Genomic DNA, 14,145 nt, shown 5'->3' with positions numbered 1-14,145 from the left:
TTGCAGGAGAGGCATATGCTGGGAGCAATGCAGGACTGGACCATGCGCGTGACGCATGTGATCGATCATGCCGCGCGCGAGGCCGGGGATCGGGAAATTGTAACCCATTGGGCAAATGGCAGCGAAACGCGCACCAATTGGCAGAACGTCCGCAGCGATGCTCTGAAACTCGCTCAGGCACTGGAAGCTGTCGGGATCAAACCCGGCGAACGTGTGGCCAGCCTGGCGATGAATCATGCTCGCCATCTGGTAAGCTGGTTTGGCGTGGCGGGCATGGGTGGTGTTCTTCACACCGTGAACCCACGCCTGTTCGACGATCAGCTGGACTATATCGTCAATCACGCTGAAGATCGTGTGCTGATGTACGATGCGGCTTTTCAGCCGATCGTCGACCGGATGCGCGACCGCTGGCCGACAGTCGAGCACTATATCTGCTACGATCCGCCTGCCGGATCAGACGCGGTGGCGTTCGAAGACTGGATCGGACAACACGATGGGGATTACGAATGGGTGCAGGGAAGCGAACGCGATCCTTGCATGCTGTGTTACACCAGCGGGACCACCGGTAATCCCAAGGGCGTGCAATACGAACATCGTTCTACGGTTATGCACGCTATGGCAGGCCTGCAGACCGCCGCATTCAACTTCAGCGCTGCCAGTGTGATGTTGCCTGTGGTGCCGATGTTCCACGCGGCAAGTTGGGGCCTTCCCTACGCAGGGGGGATGGCAGGCATCAAATTCGTGTTTTCCGCAGTCAACGATCCCGCCGTTCTGGACGATCTGATGAAGCGCGAAGGCGTGACGGACAGTGCCGGGGTGCCGACGGTGTGGCTGGCGCATTTCCAGTATTGCGATGCCAACGGGCTGGAACTGCCCAAACTAACAGCCGCCACTATCGGCGGTTCGGCCGCGCCCCGTTTCATGATCGAACGCCTGATGAAAAACGGTACGCGCGTGCAGCACGCGTGGGGCATGACTGAAACCAGCCCGATCGGCACTGTCGGAGGGCCGAGCGCGGACTGGGATCAGCTGACGTTCGAAGAGAAGGTGGATCGCACGGCACGGCAGGGCCGCCCGATCTTCGGTGTCCAGCTACGCACCGTCAATCTGGACGACATGGAAACCGAGCTTCCTCGCGATGGGAAGACAAGCGGTGCTTTGCAAATTCGCGGCCCGTGGATCATCAAGCGGTATTTCAAGGCGGATCGCGATGCGATCAACGCCGATGGCTGGTTCGATACCGGCGATGTCGGGATTCTTCACCCTGATGGTTCGCTCCAGCTCACTGACCGGACAAAGGACGTTATCAAATCGGGCGGCGAATGGATCAGCTCGGTCGAGCTGGAAAATGCCGCGGTCGGTCATCCTGCAGTAGCGGAAGCGGCGGCAGTGGGGATGCCGCATCCCAAATGGGATGAACGCCCGGTGCTGTTCGTGGTCGTGAAGGAGAGTCTTTCGGTTAGTGGCGAAGAATTGCGCGAGTTTCTCACGGACAAAGTCGCCAAATGGTGGTTGCCGGATGCGATCGAATTCGTGGATGAGATCCCGCATACGGCGACAGGCAAAATCAGTAAGAAAGATCTGCGCGAACGGTTCAAAGATTATACTCTGGAAGACGCTGCATAATGGATTGCTATCTCGATCCGAGCGCAGCGGGTTTCGCTGCATTCAAGGCTCTGCCGCGAGATGAACCGATCCACATGCTGAATCTTCTGCGATTTCGCGATCGGGCGGAATATCCCGCCGACCATCCCAATGCGGGAAAAGGATGGTCGGGGCAGGAAGCTTACACCGAATATGGCCATACCAGCGGCCCGATTTTTCAGCGAGTCGGTGGCCGTATCGCCTGGCGCGGAGCATTTCAGGTCATGCTGATCGGGCCGGAAGACCGGCAGTGGGATGATGGTTTTGTGGCCGAATATCCCAACAGCGCAGCGTTTCTGGAGATGGTTACCGATCCCGAGTACCGCAAGGCAGTGGTCAATCGCACCGCCGCCGTACTCGATAGCCGCCTGATCCGTTTCAACCCCGGCAAGGGTAGCGGGAACAGGTTCTAATCGAGCACTTCGTCCAGCAGACTGAGCAGGGCCGACCAGCTCTGCCGGTCTGCACTGGAATCATATGCTACCATGTCGCCGTTGGGTGGGGCATTCGGGTTGGTGAACCCGTGTTTGACACCGCTGTACGAATGGAAATGCCAGTTGGCCCCACTGCGGTCCATTTCTTCCCAGAACCGAATAACCTGTTCCCGCGGCACAAGTTCGTCGGCATCGCCATGACATACCAGAATACGGGCTTTCACGGTGCCAGGCTGCGCAGGGAGATCGGTGTTGAGCAACCCGTGGAAACTGGCCACCAGCACAAGGTTCGCGCCGCTTCGAGCCAGTTCCAGAACGGCTTGTCCTCCCATGCAAAATCCGATTGCCGCCTGTGGCAGATCGGGGGCCAGCGCACGCAAGGTAGCGAGGCCTGCGCTCAATCGTTGGCGATAGTTCGTGGCATCGCGACGTAGCTCGCTGGCCAGTCCTTGCGCTGCGGCAAAGTCATGTGGATCCTGGCCATAGAAATCGCAAACAAATGCCAGATATCCGGCCTTGGCCAGAGCTTCCGCCTTGGCGACGACCGCGGGCGTCGGGTTCATGATGGTGGGAAATACCGCAACCGATGCGCGCGGTGCGCCGACCGGGCGATAAACATACCCGGTCAGCTTGGTGTCGCCATCGCAATAGGAGACGGCTTCCGACATCATGCTTCGGGCAGGAAGTCCGGGACCGACAGATACCGTTCGCCGGTGTCATAGTTGAAGCCCAGCACGCGGCTGCCTTCTTTGAGATCGGGCAGCTTGCTTGCAATCGCGGCCAGTGTGGCACCACTCGAAATACCCACCAGCAAGCCTTCCTTGGCGGCGCATTGGCGAGCCATTTCCTTCGCCTTCTCTGCATCGACCTTGATGGCACCGTCGATAGCCTGCGTGTGCAGGTTTTCCGGAATGAAACCGGCGCCGATCCCTTGAATCGGGTGAGGGCCGGGCTGACCACCACTGATGACGGGCGACAGAGCTGGCTCCACCGCAAAAGCCTTCATCTCAGGCCAGGATTTCTTGAGCGCTTCAGCACAGCCGGTCAGGTGGCCGCCGGTGCCCACGCCCGTAATCAAAGCGTCAATCGGTGTATCAGCGAAATCAGCGAGAATTTCCTGCGCCGTAGTGCGCGCATGGATCGTTGGGTTCGACGCATTGTCGAATTGCTGCGGCATCCATGAATTGTCGGTTTGCGCAACCAGTTCACTGGCCCGTTCGAGCGCGCCTTTCATCCCATTCTCCTTGGGAGTCAGGTCGAAGCTGGCACCATAGGCCAGCATCAGGCGACGACGCTCGATGCTCATGCTTTCCGGCATGACGAGAACGAGCTTATAACCTTTGACCGCGGCGACCATCGCCAGCCCGATCCCTGTGTTGCCACTGGTCGGTTCGATAATTGTGCCGCCGGGCTTGAGCGCCCCTGATCGCTCTGCATCTTCGACCATGGCCAGTGCGATGCGGTCTTTGATCGATCCACCAGGATTGGTACGTTCCGACTTTACCCACACTTCGTGGTTGGGGAATAGTCGTGACAGGCGGATATGCGGGGTGTTTCCGATAGTGGCGAGAACGCTGTCGGCTTTCATGAAACTGCCTCCTTGTTTTTCTCGGGTGAAGAATGATCCTTTGGATCAAAGGTTCGCGCGTGTCTGAGTTCCGGGAAAAGCCAGGCCCATGCAAGCGTAATTCCGATTGCTGCGACCCCGCCGAAGATCACCGCACCTACCGGTCCGAGGATCGAAGCCATAAAACCCGATTCCGCTTCGCCCAATTCGTTGGAGGCGGAAATGGTCAGTGCCGAAACGGCCCCGACACGGCCGCGCATTTCATCGGGGGTGTGCAACTGGATCAACGACTGGCGAACATAAACCGAAACCATATCGGCCGCCCCCGCCACGACAAGTGCGCCGAAGCTCAGCCAGAACCAGCGCGATATCCCGAATGTGAGGATCGCAAGAGCAAACAGGACAACCGCGCCAAGCATCTTGACCCCGACTTCGGTCTTCATCGGGCGGAACGAAAACCAGATCGATGCGGTTGCAGCACCGATCCCCATGCCTGCCGCCAATATACCGAACCCGGCTGCGTCGACATGGAGAATATCCCGGGCAAACACAGGCAGTAGGGCAGTCGTACCGGCCAGCAGTACGACAAACAGATCGAGGGTAATTGCAGCAAGTACCAGCCGGTTGTCGCGAACATAAGAAAACCCATCGATCACGCGGTGGAGCGGGCGGCGATCCTTTTGCGCGGCAGGCTGTGGTACTTTCCCGATCAGGAAAACCATGGTCAGAGAGAACGCGAGCATCACCGAAATCGAGCCGTAAGCGACGTCCGGATGGATGGCATAGAGCACACCGCCCACGCTCGGCCCTGCAATCATACCCGCCTGCCAGGCAATCGAACTGACCGCGATCGCTGTCGGCAGGCTTTCGCGTGGGACAAGGTTGGGGGCCAGCGCGGAATATGCCGGTCCCGAAAATGCGCGGGCAATCCCGATCAGAACGGCCGCGACGAACAGATAGGGCAGCGTCAGCATACCCGCCCAGGTCAGCAGGCCCAGAGCCGCCGCGTTGATCGTGAGCAACGCCGTGGTTCCCCGTGCGATCCATCGCCGGTCATATGTATCGGCAACCAGCCCTACGACTGGTGTCAGCAGGAACAGCGGCACAAACTGGAGCAGGCCGATCATGCCCAGCAAAAAGGCGGCCTGCTTGATATCCATCGTTTGCCGCGCGATGGCATAGACCTGCCATCCAATGATAATTGCCTGAGCGCTCACCGCTACGGTGCTGGCAAGTCGGGCGACGAAATAGGCGCGAAAATTGGCGATAGTCAGCGGATGAGGGATGTCTTTCACATGCACTGCAATGGCAGCGCATGTGATCGATGGGAAGCGAGAGCCGCTTTCACCCTACGCAATTATTCTGCTTTTATAGTGCGGGAACGCCAGACCGGGCGCAGAAACGACGGCTTTGCAGCACCCTAGCGACGGCGGCGCAAGCGCGGATTGGGTTGAAGTTCGTCGATCATGCCTATGAAGTCGTCGATGCGGATGATCCGCTCGAACTGAAAGCCGGCGCGTTCATCGCGCACCCAGATGCAATAGGCTTCGATCCGGCCTACCACGGGAAGGCGGACGATCAGCCGATCTCCGCGCGCCAGCTTTTGTGCGTCGTCGATCATGAAGCCGTGTGCCGAAATATTGGCAATGTGTACGCTCATGTCGCCATGATCGAAATGTTCAGCGATCACGGTGTAATCGACCGGATGCCGCGCTGCGCGCCGCATATCGGTGACGGAAAGCTGAGCTCCTGCGGACACGTGCCAAATCCTCCCTGTGCGTGGAGGATGAAATATGACCGCCAAATGCTGATTTAGAGTTAAGATCGCTTGTCCCATTTTGAGACAAGCGATTGTAACCTAAATGGAAAATTAGCTCAGGATAGCGTGGCGCTTCTTGCCCAGACTGAGTTTGCCTGGTCGTGCCGGTGCCGCAGGATCGGTGATTGTCTCGCCATCGATCTTTACGGCGCCTTCTGCCACCTTGCGTTTGGCTTCGCCGCCCGATGCGACGAAACCTAGCTCTCTCAATGCATTGGCGACAGTCATCTCCGCCGCAATCATCAGGCGAGGGAGGTCGTCACCCGCGCCGCCCGCGGCAAATGTTTGCGAAGCGGTAGCTTCTGCCGATGCCGAAGCTTCCTCGCCGCGAACCAGTTTAGTGACTTCGTTCGCCAGTACGATTTTCGCCGCATTGATCTCTGCCCCTTCGAGCGATTCCAGTCGTGCAATTTCGCTGAGCGGCAGGTCGGTGAACAGGCGTAGGAAACGCCCGACATCGCGATCGTCCACGTTGCGCCAGTATTGCCAGAAGTCGTAGGCGGGCAGTTGCGGTTCGTTCAGCCATACCGCACCTGCTGCGGTCTTGCCCATCTTGGCGCCATCGGCAGTGGTCAGAAGCGGTGTAGTGAGGCCGTACACCTCCCGGCTTTCCATGCGGCGGGACAGTTCGATGCCGTTGACGATATTGCCCCACTGATCGCTGCCGCCCATCTGCAACCGGCAGCCGTGGCGCCGCCCAAGTTCTACAAAATCGTATGCCTGCAGGATCATGTAGTTGAATTCGAGGAAAGTCAGCGATTGTTCGCGTTCAAGCCGCAGTTTGACGGAATCGAACGACAGCATCCGGTTGACGGTGAAGTGCGGGCCTACGTCGCGGAGCAGATCGATATAGCCGAGTTGGGAAAGCCAGTCGTCGTTGTTCACCATGATGGCGTCGGTCGGGCCATCACCGAACGTCAGCAAGCGTTCGAAGACTGTTCGTATCCCGGCGATGTTTTCCGCGATCGTCGCATCGTCGAGCACTTTGCGGCTTTCGTCGCGACCGCTGGGGTCGCCAATCCGGGTGGTGCCACCACCCATCAGCACGATTGGCTTGTGTCCCGTCTGTTGCAGGCGGCGCAGCATCATGATCTGCACCAGCGATCCGACATGCAGCGAAGGGGCGGTCGCATCGAACCCGATATACCCGGGCACGATCTGGCGCGCGGCAAGGGCATCCAGCCCCGTCGCGTCGGTCATCTGGTGGACATAGCCGCGCTCGTCGAGCAGGCGGAGAAGGTCTGATGTGTACTCGCTCATAACGGGCGGGCGGTTAGCACGGGGGCGTGGACATGCAAACGTATCAACTTCACTTTCATCCCGATTTTCCGCCCAGAGCGATTACACGGGTCGAAGCGCAGATAATCGGCTTCGACGATCATCTGGTTCGCATCCGGTGGAGGGTGGATGGATCGGGCAGTCTGGTCGTTCCCCCTTATTCGGGGCGCGGGCGGCAGGACGAACTGTGGCGGACAACCTGTTTCGAGCTGTTTTTGAGGCCCGAAGGTGGGCAGGAATATGTCGAGATCAACCTGTCGCCATCGGGTCGCTGGGCAGCGTATCAGTTCAGCGGTTATCGTGATGGGATGAGCAATCGGCCGGCTTCTCGAGAGCCGGAGATCGGGCTGCGTGAGGGATCGACGTTTGCCATTTTCGATGCGGCGATTCCACGGGACGTTCTGCCGCAATTGCCTGCTGCGATGGCGATTACCGCAATTCTCGAAGAAGAGGGCGGCACGAAATCCTATTGGGCGATGGTGCATCCTCAGGCAAAGCCTGACTTTCACGATCCGGCTTGCTTCGCGGCCACGCTTGCGGCACCGCAAGGTTCATGAAATTCGGCATTGACCGGCTGCTGGCCGACCCCGACCTTAGGAAACCGCTTGAAGGCAGGCGCGTGTCGCTCGTGGCGCATCCCGCCTCGGTCACGGCGGACCTGACTCATAGCCTCGATGCTCTGATTGGCGCCGGTGTCAATATTACCAGCGCGCTTGGCCCGCAGCATGGGCTGAAGGGTGATAAGCAGGATAACATGGTCGAAACGGCTGACGAAACCGACCCCGTTTTGGGGATTCCGGTTTTCAGCCTCTACGGCGAAGTGCGTCGCCCCACCGGGCAGATGATGAGCACGGCCGATGTCTTCCTGTTCGACCTGCAGGATCTGGGGTGCCGTATCTACACATTCGTCACCACGTTGCTCTATCTGCTTCAGGCTGCGGCGGAGCACGGCAAGGAAGTGTGGGTACTGGATCGCCCCAATCCCGCTGGCCGCCCGGTGGAAGGGACTTTGCTCGTCCACGGTCAGGAGAGCTTTGTCGGTGCAGCGCCGATGCCGATGCGTCACGGCCTGACAATGGGTGAAATGGGTGAATGGTTCATTCGCGAATTCAATCTGGACGTAGCCTATCGGGTGATTGAGATGCACCACTGGCTGCCCGAAGCGGGGCCGGGATATGGCTGGCCTGCCGAACGGGTATGGATCAACCCCAGCCCGAATGCCGCCAATATCAATATGGCGAGAGCTTATGCTGGCACGGTCATGCTCGAAGGGACCAATCTGAGCGAGGGGAGGGGCACGACCAGACCGCTGGAGGTATTGTTCGGCGCGCCGGATATCGATGGGATTGCGGTGCTGGCGGAAATGCGCCGTTTGGCGCCGGAATGGCTGGCAGGCTGCGCGATCCGTCCTTGTTACTTCGAGCCGACATTCCACAAGCACGCGCACGAATTGTGCAGCGCGTTGATGATCCATGCCGAACATGGGTTTTACAATCATGGCACATTCCGCCCCTGGCGATTGCAGGCGCTGGCGTTCAAGGCGATCCGGCGGCTTTACCCTGAATATGCGCTGTGGCGTGATTTCCCCTATGAGTACGAGTTCGACCGATTGGCGATCGACGTCATCAACGGTGGCCCGGCTTTGCGCGAATGGGTCGACGATGCCAGCGCCGAACCGTTCGACCTTGATGCTCGCGCCGCCGCCGACGAAGCGGGATGGCGTGAAAGTGTTGCGCCGCTATTGCTTTATTGAGCGATTTGCGGAGTTATCAGCCGTGTTTGCGGCTCAATTCCCGCATCGCATCATCCAGCCCTTCGAGCGTGAGCGGATACATCCGATCATCGATCAACTGCCGCATGACTTTGGTCGATTGTGAGTATCCCCACTGGTTTTCAGGCACGGGATTGAGCCAGACGGTCGCCGGATAAGTATTGGTCACCCGCTGCATCCAAACAGCGCCGGCTTCCTCGTTCATGTGCTCGACACTGCCGCCGGGGTGGGTGATTTCGTAGGGGCTCATCGCTGCGTCACCTACAAATACGACTTTGTAATCGTGCCCATATTTGTGGAGGATATCCCACGTTTTGGTCCGTTCGGCCCAGCGGCGGCGGTTGTCCTTCCATACCCCTTCGTAAAGGCAGTTGTGGAAGTAGAAGAATTCGAGGTTTTTGAATTCGCTGGTCGCTGCGCTGAACAGTTCTTCCGTCACTTTGATAAACGGGTCCATCGATCCGCCAACGTCGAGGAACAGCAGCAGTTTGACGGCATTGTGCCGCTCTGGCCGCATATGGATATCGAGCCAGCCTTGCTTGGCGGTGCCTTCGATGGTGGCATCCAGATCGAGTTCGTCGGCCGCACCTTCGCGGGCAAAGCGGCGCAAGCGACGCAGTGCAACCTTGATATTGCGTGTGCCCAGTTCTCGGGTGTTGTCGAGATTGCGAAATTCGCGCTTCTCCCACACTTTCACGGCGCGCTTATGCTTGCTCTCGCCGCCGATCCGCACCCCTTCGGGGTTGTAGCCGGAATTACCGTATGGCGAGGTGCCCCCAGTGCCGATCCACTTGTTGCCGCCCTGATGGCGTTTTTCCTGTTCTTCCAGACGTTTCTTAAGCGTATCCATGAGTTCTTCCCACGAACCCATTTTCTCGATCTCGGCCATTTCTTCTGGCGTGAGGAATTTCTCGGCAACCGCTTTCAGCCAGTCTTGGGGAACATCGACCGGGTTCTGGCCATAATCGGTCATGATCCCTTTGAAGACCTTCTGGAACACCTGATCGAAGCGATCGATCAGCCCTTCGTCTTTCACGAAGGTGGCGCGGGCAAGGTAATAGAATGCCTCTGGCGTATGCTCGATCACGTTCTTGTCCAGCGCTTCGAGCAGAGTGAGATGCTCTTTAAAACTCGCCTTGATCCCGGCGGCACGCAGTTCGTCGATGAAGTTCAGGAACATGGGGATTTCATACCGCTTGTTGTGTAGGGGGGGCAGCGCTGACAAAGGGCGCGCGTATGGTCGCGACCCAGCTGACGAGAACGAAGCTGATGTACATCAGCAGATACCACGCGCCGAGCTTGGCCGGAGACACCATCGCCCAGCCATGCGCCTGATCGGGATAAGTCCACGCCCGTGCAACGGTGCCGAGGTTTTCCGCAAACCAGATGAACAGCGCGACCAGCAGCCACCCAACCAACAGCGGCATCCAGCGTGGTTCGCGCCAGACAGTGAAGTAAATCCGGGTGCGGGCAAACAGCGCGATCATCGCCGCAAACAAAGCCATCCGAACATCGGGCAGCCAATGATGCGTGAAAAAGTTGACGTAGATAGCCACTGCCAGAACCCATGTCGCCCACCGTGGAGGATAGGCGGTGAAGCGGAAATCGAAAATTCGCCAAACCCGCGCGATGTAGCTGCCGACGGCGGCATACATGAAGCCGGAAAACAACGGCACTGCCCCGATCCGCAGGATACTCGCCTCAGGATATATCCATGATCCGTAGGCGGTTTTGAACAGCTCCATCACAGTGCCGACGACGTGAAAGGCGAGGATCACTTTGGCCTCGCCCCATGTTTCCAGACGCAGAGCCAGCATGGCGATCTGTATTCCCAACGCGGCCAGTGTCAGGAAATCATACCGGGCCAGCGCGGCATCGGCGGGATAGAACAGGTGCGTACCCACCAGCAGCGCCAGCATCAGTCCGCCGAACAGACATGCCCAGCCTTGTTTGAAGCCGAACAGCGCGAATTCGTATAACCATGCATAGATGCCAGCACGCGGCTCGAACGTTTCGAGCCGCGCACGGATGGCGGCAAAGCGGGTTGTTTCGCGCGGTTTCAGCCTGTCAGCCACCCGGATTGCGCCGGGCCATAAAGGCCAGACGTTCGAACAGCATCACGTCCTGTTCGTTTTTCAACAACGCGCCGTGCATCGGCGGGATAGCCTTGGTCGGGTCTTTATTCTGCAAGACATCCAGCGGCATATCTTCATTGAGCAACAGCTTGAGCCAGTCGAGCAATTCGCTGGTGCTCGGCTTCTTCTTCAGGCCCGGCACTTCGCGGAGTTCATAGAACACTTCCATTGCTTTGGTGACCAGAGCTTTCTGGATGCCGGGGAAGTGGACTTCGATGATTTCCCTCATCGTGTCGTGATCGGGGAACTTGATATAATGGAAGAAACAGCGACGCAGGAATGCGTCGGGCAATTCCTTCTCGTTGTTCGAGGTGATGACGACAATCGGGCGCTCTTTCGCTTCGATTGTTTCCTGCGTTTCGTACACGTCGAATTTCATCCGATCGAGTTCGTGCAGCAGATCGTTGGGGAATTCGATATCGGCCTTGTCGATCTCGTCGATCAGCAGGACAGGCAGTTTCTCGCTGGTGAAAGCTTCCCACAATTTGCCGCGCTTGATGTAGTTGCGGATGTCGTGGACGCGCTCTTCGCCCAATTGCCCATCGCGCAACCGGGCTACGGCATCGTATTCATACAGCCCCTGATGCGCCTTGGTGGTCGATTTTACGTTCCATTCGATCAGAGGGGCATCGATCGCCCTGGCGATTTCCTGCGCCAGCACGGTCTTGCCGGTGCCGGGTTCCCCCTTCACCAGCAATGGACGACGGAGCGTGACAGCGGCGTTCACCGCCACTTTCAGATCGTCGGTGGCGATATAATCGTTAGTGCCTTCAAAACGCTGGACCATTGGGTCTCCCTTCGCAACTTTACGTATACGTTAAGCGGCCAGCATTCGTAGGGCAAGGGGGGCTTTGCTTATTCGCTCAGTTTGAGGAGGCGGGTAGCCAGCATTTCCAGCTTGCCTTGGTCCACAGGGCTGGATTGATCGTTCCAACTTATTGTCAGTACGCGCCATTCGCCGCTCTTGGTCTGCATGAGCCAGCTCAGGTTGAGTACGCCCGGTTCTGACCCACCTTTATATCCGACATATGCAAATCGCGCGCGGTCGGAGGCTGACATCGAGGGGGAGATTGCCAAAATCTGGCGCGCGGTGGGGTCTTTCAGCGCAACGATCCGGCGAAAAATGCCCGCAATATCATTGGCGCTGGCAAACCATTCGAGCGTGTCGATAGCGTGCGGTTCTGTATATTGGGGTAGCGGTATCGATGCCGGATCAGTTTTGATTTGCACATCCAGCCTTTTCAGAATGGCTTCCTGCCCTGTTTCGTCAGCGGCGGCGTATTGCGCCCCAAGCGCCGGGTTGCCTTTCAAGGCGAACAGTTCGTGCGTGGTCAAAAACGGCAGAGTCTTGTCCGGCGTGGAGTGTCCGCTCTTACGCAATTCATCGCCGATTGCCTTGCGGCCCAGCACTCTAATCAGTTGATCTGTCGCGGTATTATCGCTGATCGAGATCATCATGCTGGCCAGCGTATGGAGCGTGACGGGCGCGCCTGCGGGCCATTCCTGCATTTGCCCGCTGGGCAGCGATTTTTCGGTGAGGTTTACGACTTCGTCCCAGCGGTGTTCGCCGCGTTCGATGGAATGGGCGAGGGCGGAAAGCACGTAGAGTTTGAATGTAGAACCGATGGCAAGCTGTTGATCTGGCGCGATTTCCAGAACCGACGATTGCTTGCCGTCCAGCGAAGCGGACAGGACGCTGACCTTTCCCGGAAGCGCCTCCAGGTCGGCCTGAACTTTGGCCACGCTGTCGCCCAGCGGCTTCACATCGTTGAGCAACAGACCCGTTACTTTGCCGCCGTTATCAATGGTTATCGGGCCGGCAATCGTCGCTTTGGCGTAGCGCAGAGTGACGATTCCCTGATTGGGATTTTTCTCCTCAACCGAGGCCACCGCATCGAATGGCCCGAACTGTTCTGCCAGTTTCGCAGCCAGGGCCTGAAGCTGAGATTTAGGCACAACCGCCAGAAAACCCGGAGAAAATACCTCTTCCGCGGTGCGTTTTCCGTGGAGAAATTCCGCGACGGCCTGCGCCCCTTGCTGAGTCAGGCTATCGGATTTCGGCTCGGTTTGCGAAGGTGCTGTCCGGGCCATTGCCGGGTTGGCAGCCAGAAATGCCAGAGCGGCGGTAGCGAATAGAGATTTTCCGATCATGCCCAACAGGATAACGTCCCGACAGATGGATGCAATGCGCGTGGCCGGCTTGTTTCGTCTCTTGAACATGACAGGATGTTCACCACGATATTCGGGGGGTATATCATTGTTTTTAAAGGGCAGTTTTCCACTTAAGGCGGCGGGTATACGGATATGAGCGTAAACGTAATCCGCACCGCCCCCTGGTTGAACAAAGAACGCGTGCGTGGCTACCTGTTTATCGCAGCCGCGGCGAATATTGCGCTGATTATCTGGTTGCTGGCCACGGCACGGGCCGGAGTGGATCGCAACGGGTTTCTGATCGGAACCGACTTCATCAGCTTCTGGACATCGGGGCGGATGCTGCTGGCTGGGCAGAATGTGTATGACATGGCGGCGCACATCGCGACGCAGCAGCAGTATTTCAAAGCTGCCGATGGCTTCACGGCATTTTTCTATCCACCCACGTTTTTGCCGTTTGTCGCGCCGCTGGGGGTGCTGGGGTATTTTCCGGCGCTGGCGGTGTGGATCGCGCTGGGCGGCGGGCTGTATCTGGCGGCGGTGCGCGGGTGGATCGGGCAAGTGGGGGCGGGGGCGCCGCTGTGGTTGCTGGCGCTGGCATTCCCGCCGGTCGCGATCACGATCACCCACGGGCAGACGTCGTTTCTGCTCGCGGCCTTGCTGGGCGGCGGGGCTTTGCTGGTGAGGGACCGGCCGGTCGCGGCGGGTATCTGTTTCGGTCTGGCGACGATCAAGCCGCAGTTCGGCTTGCTGATCCCCATCGTTTTGCTGCTGACGGGGCAATGGCGGGCTATCGTGTCGGCGGGGGTCACCGCGCTGGCGCTGGCGGCGATTTCGACACTGGCGTTTGGCACTGCGATCTGGGCGGACTGGTTGGCGATCAGCGATCAGGCGGGTGCCGCGATGGCGACGGGTGCGGTCGGCTATGGCAAGATGATGAGCGCATTTGCCGGAGTGAAGATGCTGGGCGGCACGACTGCGGCGGCCTATGCCGTGCAGGCGGCGGTGAGTCTGGCGGTGGTCGCCACGCTGATCGCGGTCGCATTTCGCAGGACATACGATCTGGGTATCGGCGCGCTGATGCTGGCTGGCGCACCTTTGGCGACACCGTTCGTGCTCGATTACGATCTGGTGATACTGGCGTTTCCGCTGCTGTGGCTGGCGGCGCAGCCAGACCGCGACTGGCAGCGCATCGCGATCCTGCTGGCCTTTGCCACGCCGATTTTTGCCCGACCGCTGGCGCTGGCAACAGGCGTGCCGGTTATGCCATTCGCAATGGCCGCGCTGTTCGCGGTAGTCGCACGCGCAATCATTGCGGAACGGCGCGAGGCATCCCCCACCTAAGC

The 14,145-nt window shown here is 58.8% G+C and carries 14 protein-coding genes; 5 read left to right on the top strand and 9 right to left on the bottom strand.

Annotated features, from left to right (window positions below; translation table 11 throughout):
- The first annotated feature begins 15 nt into the window (after positions 1 to 15).
- Both D6858_RS12250 and D6858_RS12245 read left to right on the top strand, forming a co-directional pair.
- Positions 16 to 1,626, top strand: a complete 1,611-nt coding sequence (locus D6858_RS12250) for a long-chain fatty acid--CoA ligase (RefSeq protein WP_120110916.1) — start codon at positions 16 to 18, stop codon at positions 1,624 to 1,626.
- Entirely contained in the window at positions 1,626 to 2,057 is a 432-nt protein-coding gene (locus tag D6858_RS12245; protein WP_120110913.1) for a DUF1330 domain-containing protein, read from the top strand. The genes D6858_RS12250 and D6858_RS12245 overlap by 1 nt, the downstream gene beginning before the upstream one ends.
- On the opposite strand, the gene D6858_RS12240 is transcribed toward D6858_RS12245, so the two are convergent.
- The 5 genes from D6858_RS12240 to tyrS all read right to left on the bottom strand — a co-directional run bounded on the left by D6858_RS12240 (position 2,054) and on the right by tyrS (position 6,724).
- On the bottom strand, positions 2,054 to 2,749 hold the full coding sequence (locus tag D6858_RS12240) for a dienelactone hydrolase family protein (protein ID WP_240623829.1): 696 nt from the start codon (positions 2,747 to 2,749) through the stop codon (positions 2,054 to 2,056). The genes D6858_RS12245 and D6858_RS12240 overlap by 4 nt on opposite strands.
- On the bottom strand, positions 2,746 to 3,666 hold the full coding sequence (gene cysK / locus D6858_RS12235; RefSeq protein WP_120110910.1) for a cysteine synthase A: 921 nt from the start codon (positions 3,664 to 3,666) through the stop codon (positions 2,746 to 2,748). Before cysK ends, D6858_RS12240 begins: the two co-directional genes overlap by 4 nt.
- A complete protein-coding gene (locus D6858_RS12230; protein ID WP_120110908.1) occupies positions 3,663 to 4,946 on the bottom strand; it encodes an MFS transporter in 1,284 nt (427 codons plus the stop codon). Before D6858_RS12230 ends, cysK begins: the two co-directional genes overlap by 4 nt.
- A gap of 119 nt (positions 4,947 to 5,065) precedes the next feature.
- A complete protein-coding gene (locus tag D6858_RS12225) occupies positions 5,066 to 5,404 on the bottom strand; it encodes a PilZ domain-containing protein (protein ID WP_205664941.1) in 339 nt (112 codons plus the stop codon).
- A gap of 111 nt (positions 5,405 to 5,515) precedes the next feature.
- The gene (gene tyrS / locus D6858_RS12220) at positions 5,516 to 6,724 is read right to left on the bottom strand and encodes a tyrosine--tRNA ligase (protein ID WP_120110904.1); all 1,209 of its coding nucleotides are present in this window, start codon (positions 6,722 to 6,724) and stop codon (positions 5,516 to 5,518) included.
- Between the two features lie 32 nt (positions 6,725 to 6,756).
- Between tyrS and D6858_RS12215 the strand changes: the two genes are divergently transcribed.
- A complete protein-coding gene (locus D6858_RS12215; protein ID WP_120110901.1) occupies positions 6,757 to 7,299 on the top strand; it encodes a DOMON-like domain-containing protein in 543 nt (180 codons plus the stop codon).
- Positions 7,296 to 8,495: an exo-beta-N-acetylmuramidase NamZ family protein gene (locus D6858_RS12210; protein WP_120110898.1), complete on the top strand. Its 1,200-nt coding sequence runs from the start codon at positions 7,296 to 7,298 to the stop codon at positions 8,493 to 8,495. The genes D6858_RS12215 and D6858_RS12210 overlap by 4 nt, the downstream gene beginning before the upstream one ends.
- Before the next feature lie 16 nt (positions 8,496 to 8,511).
- On the opposite strand, the gene D6858_RS12205 is transcribed toward D6858_RS12210, so the two are convergent.
- The 4 genes from D6858_RS12205 to D6858_RS12190 all read right to left on the bottom strand — a co-directional run bounded on the left by D6858_RS12205 (position 8,512) and on the right by D6858_RS12190 (position 12,799).
- Positions 8,512 to 9,693: a vWA domain-containing protein gene (locus D6858_RS12205; RefSeq protein WP_120110895.1), complete on the bottom strand. Its 1,182-nt coding sequence runs from the start codon at positions 9,691 to 9,693 to the stop codon at positions 8,512 to 8,514.
- Between the two features lie 7 nt (positions 9,694 to 9,700).
- A complete protein-coding gene (locus D6858_RS12200; protein WP_240623828.1) occupies positions 9,701 to 10,588 on the bottom strand; it encodes a DUF817 domain-containing protein in 888 nt (295 codons plus the stop codon).
- Complete coding sequence (locus D6858_RS12195; RefSeq protein WP_120110893.1) at positions 10,581 to 11,435, bottom strand: AAA family ATPase; 855 nt, start codon at positions 11,433 to 11,435, stop codon at positions 10,581 to 10,583. Before D6858_RS12195 ends, D6858_RS12200 begins: the two co-directional genes overlap by 8 nt.
- 68 nt (positions 11,436 to 11,503) lie before the next feature.
- Positions 11,504 to 12,799, bottom strand: coding sequence for a serine hydrolase (locus D6858_RS12190; RefSeq protein ID WP_165859703.1), 1,296 nt, complete (start codon positions 12,797 to 12,799; stop codon positions 11,504 to 11,506).
- 153 nt (positions 12,800 to 12,952) lie between these two features.
- Between D6858_RS12190 and D6858_RS12185 the strand changes: the two genes are divergently transcribed.
- Positions 12,953 to 14,143, top strand: a complete 1,191-nt coding sequence (locus D6858_RS12185) for a glycosyltransferase family 87 protein (protein ID WP_120110888.1) — start codon at positions 12,953 to 12,955, stop codon at positions 14,141 to 14,143.
- The last annotated feature ends 2 nt before the right edge of the window (positions 14,144 to 14,145 follow it).

Origin of the sequence: Tsuneonella suprasediminis (assembly GCF_003605755.1) — a bacterium.
GTDB lineage: Bacteria > Pseudomonadota > Alphaproteobacteria > Sphingomonadales > Sphingomonadaceae > Tsuneonella > Tsuneonella suprasediminis.
The sequence above is the reverse complement of the archived record's forward strand: the minus strand, read 5'-3'. Positions and strand labels throughout refer to the sequence as shown.

Coding starts and splice junctions, on each gene's coding strand:
- D6858_RS12240 (WP_240623829.1), bottom strand. CDS start 2,749: ATGATGTCGGAAGCCGTCTCCTATTGCGATGGCGACACCAAGCTGACC.
- D6858_RS12210 (WP_120110898.1), top strand. CDS start 7,296: ATGAAATTCGGCATTGACCGGCTGCTGGCCGACCCCGACCTTAGGAAA.
- tyrS (WP_120110904.1), bottom strand. CDS start 6,724: ATGAGCGAGTACACATCAGACCTTCTCCGCCTGCTCGACGAGCGCGGC.
- D6858_RS12250 (WP_120110916.1), top strand. CDS start 16: ATGCTGGGAGCAATGCAGGACTGGACCATGCGCGTGACGCATGTGATC.
- D6858_RS12190 (WP_165859703.1), bottom strand. CDS start 12,799: ATGATCGGAAAATCTCTATTCGCTACCGCCGCTCTGGCATTTCTGGCT.
- D6858_RS12205 (WP_120110895.1), bottom strand. CDS start 9,693: ATGTTCCTGAACTTCATCGACGAACTGCGTGCCGCCGGGATCAAGGCG.
- D6858_RS12195 (WP_120110893.1), bottom strand. CDS start 11,435: ATGGTCCAGCGTTTTGAAGGCACTAACGATTATATCGCCACCGACGAT.
- cysK (WP_120110910.1), bottom strand. CDS start 3,666: ATGAAAGCCGACAGCGTTCTCGCCACTATCGGAAACACCCCGCATATC.
- D6858_RS12185 (WP_120110888.1), top strand. CDS start 12,953: ATGAGCGTAAACGTAATCCGCACCGCCCCCTGGTTGAACAAAGAACGC.
- D6858_RS12245 (WP_120110913.1), top strand. CDS start 1,626: ATGGATTGCTATCTCGATCCGAGCGCAGCGGGTTTCGCTGCATTCAAG.
- D6858_RS12215 (WP_120110901.1), top strand. CDS start 6,757: ATGCAAACGTATCAACTTCACTTTCATCCCGATTTTCCGCCCAGAGCG.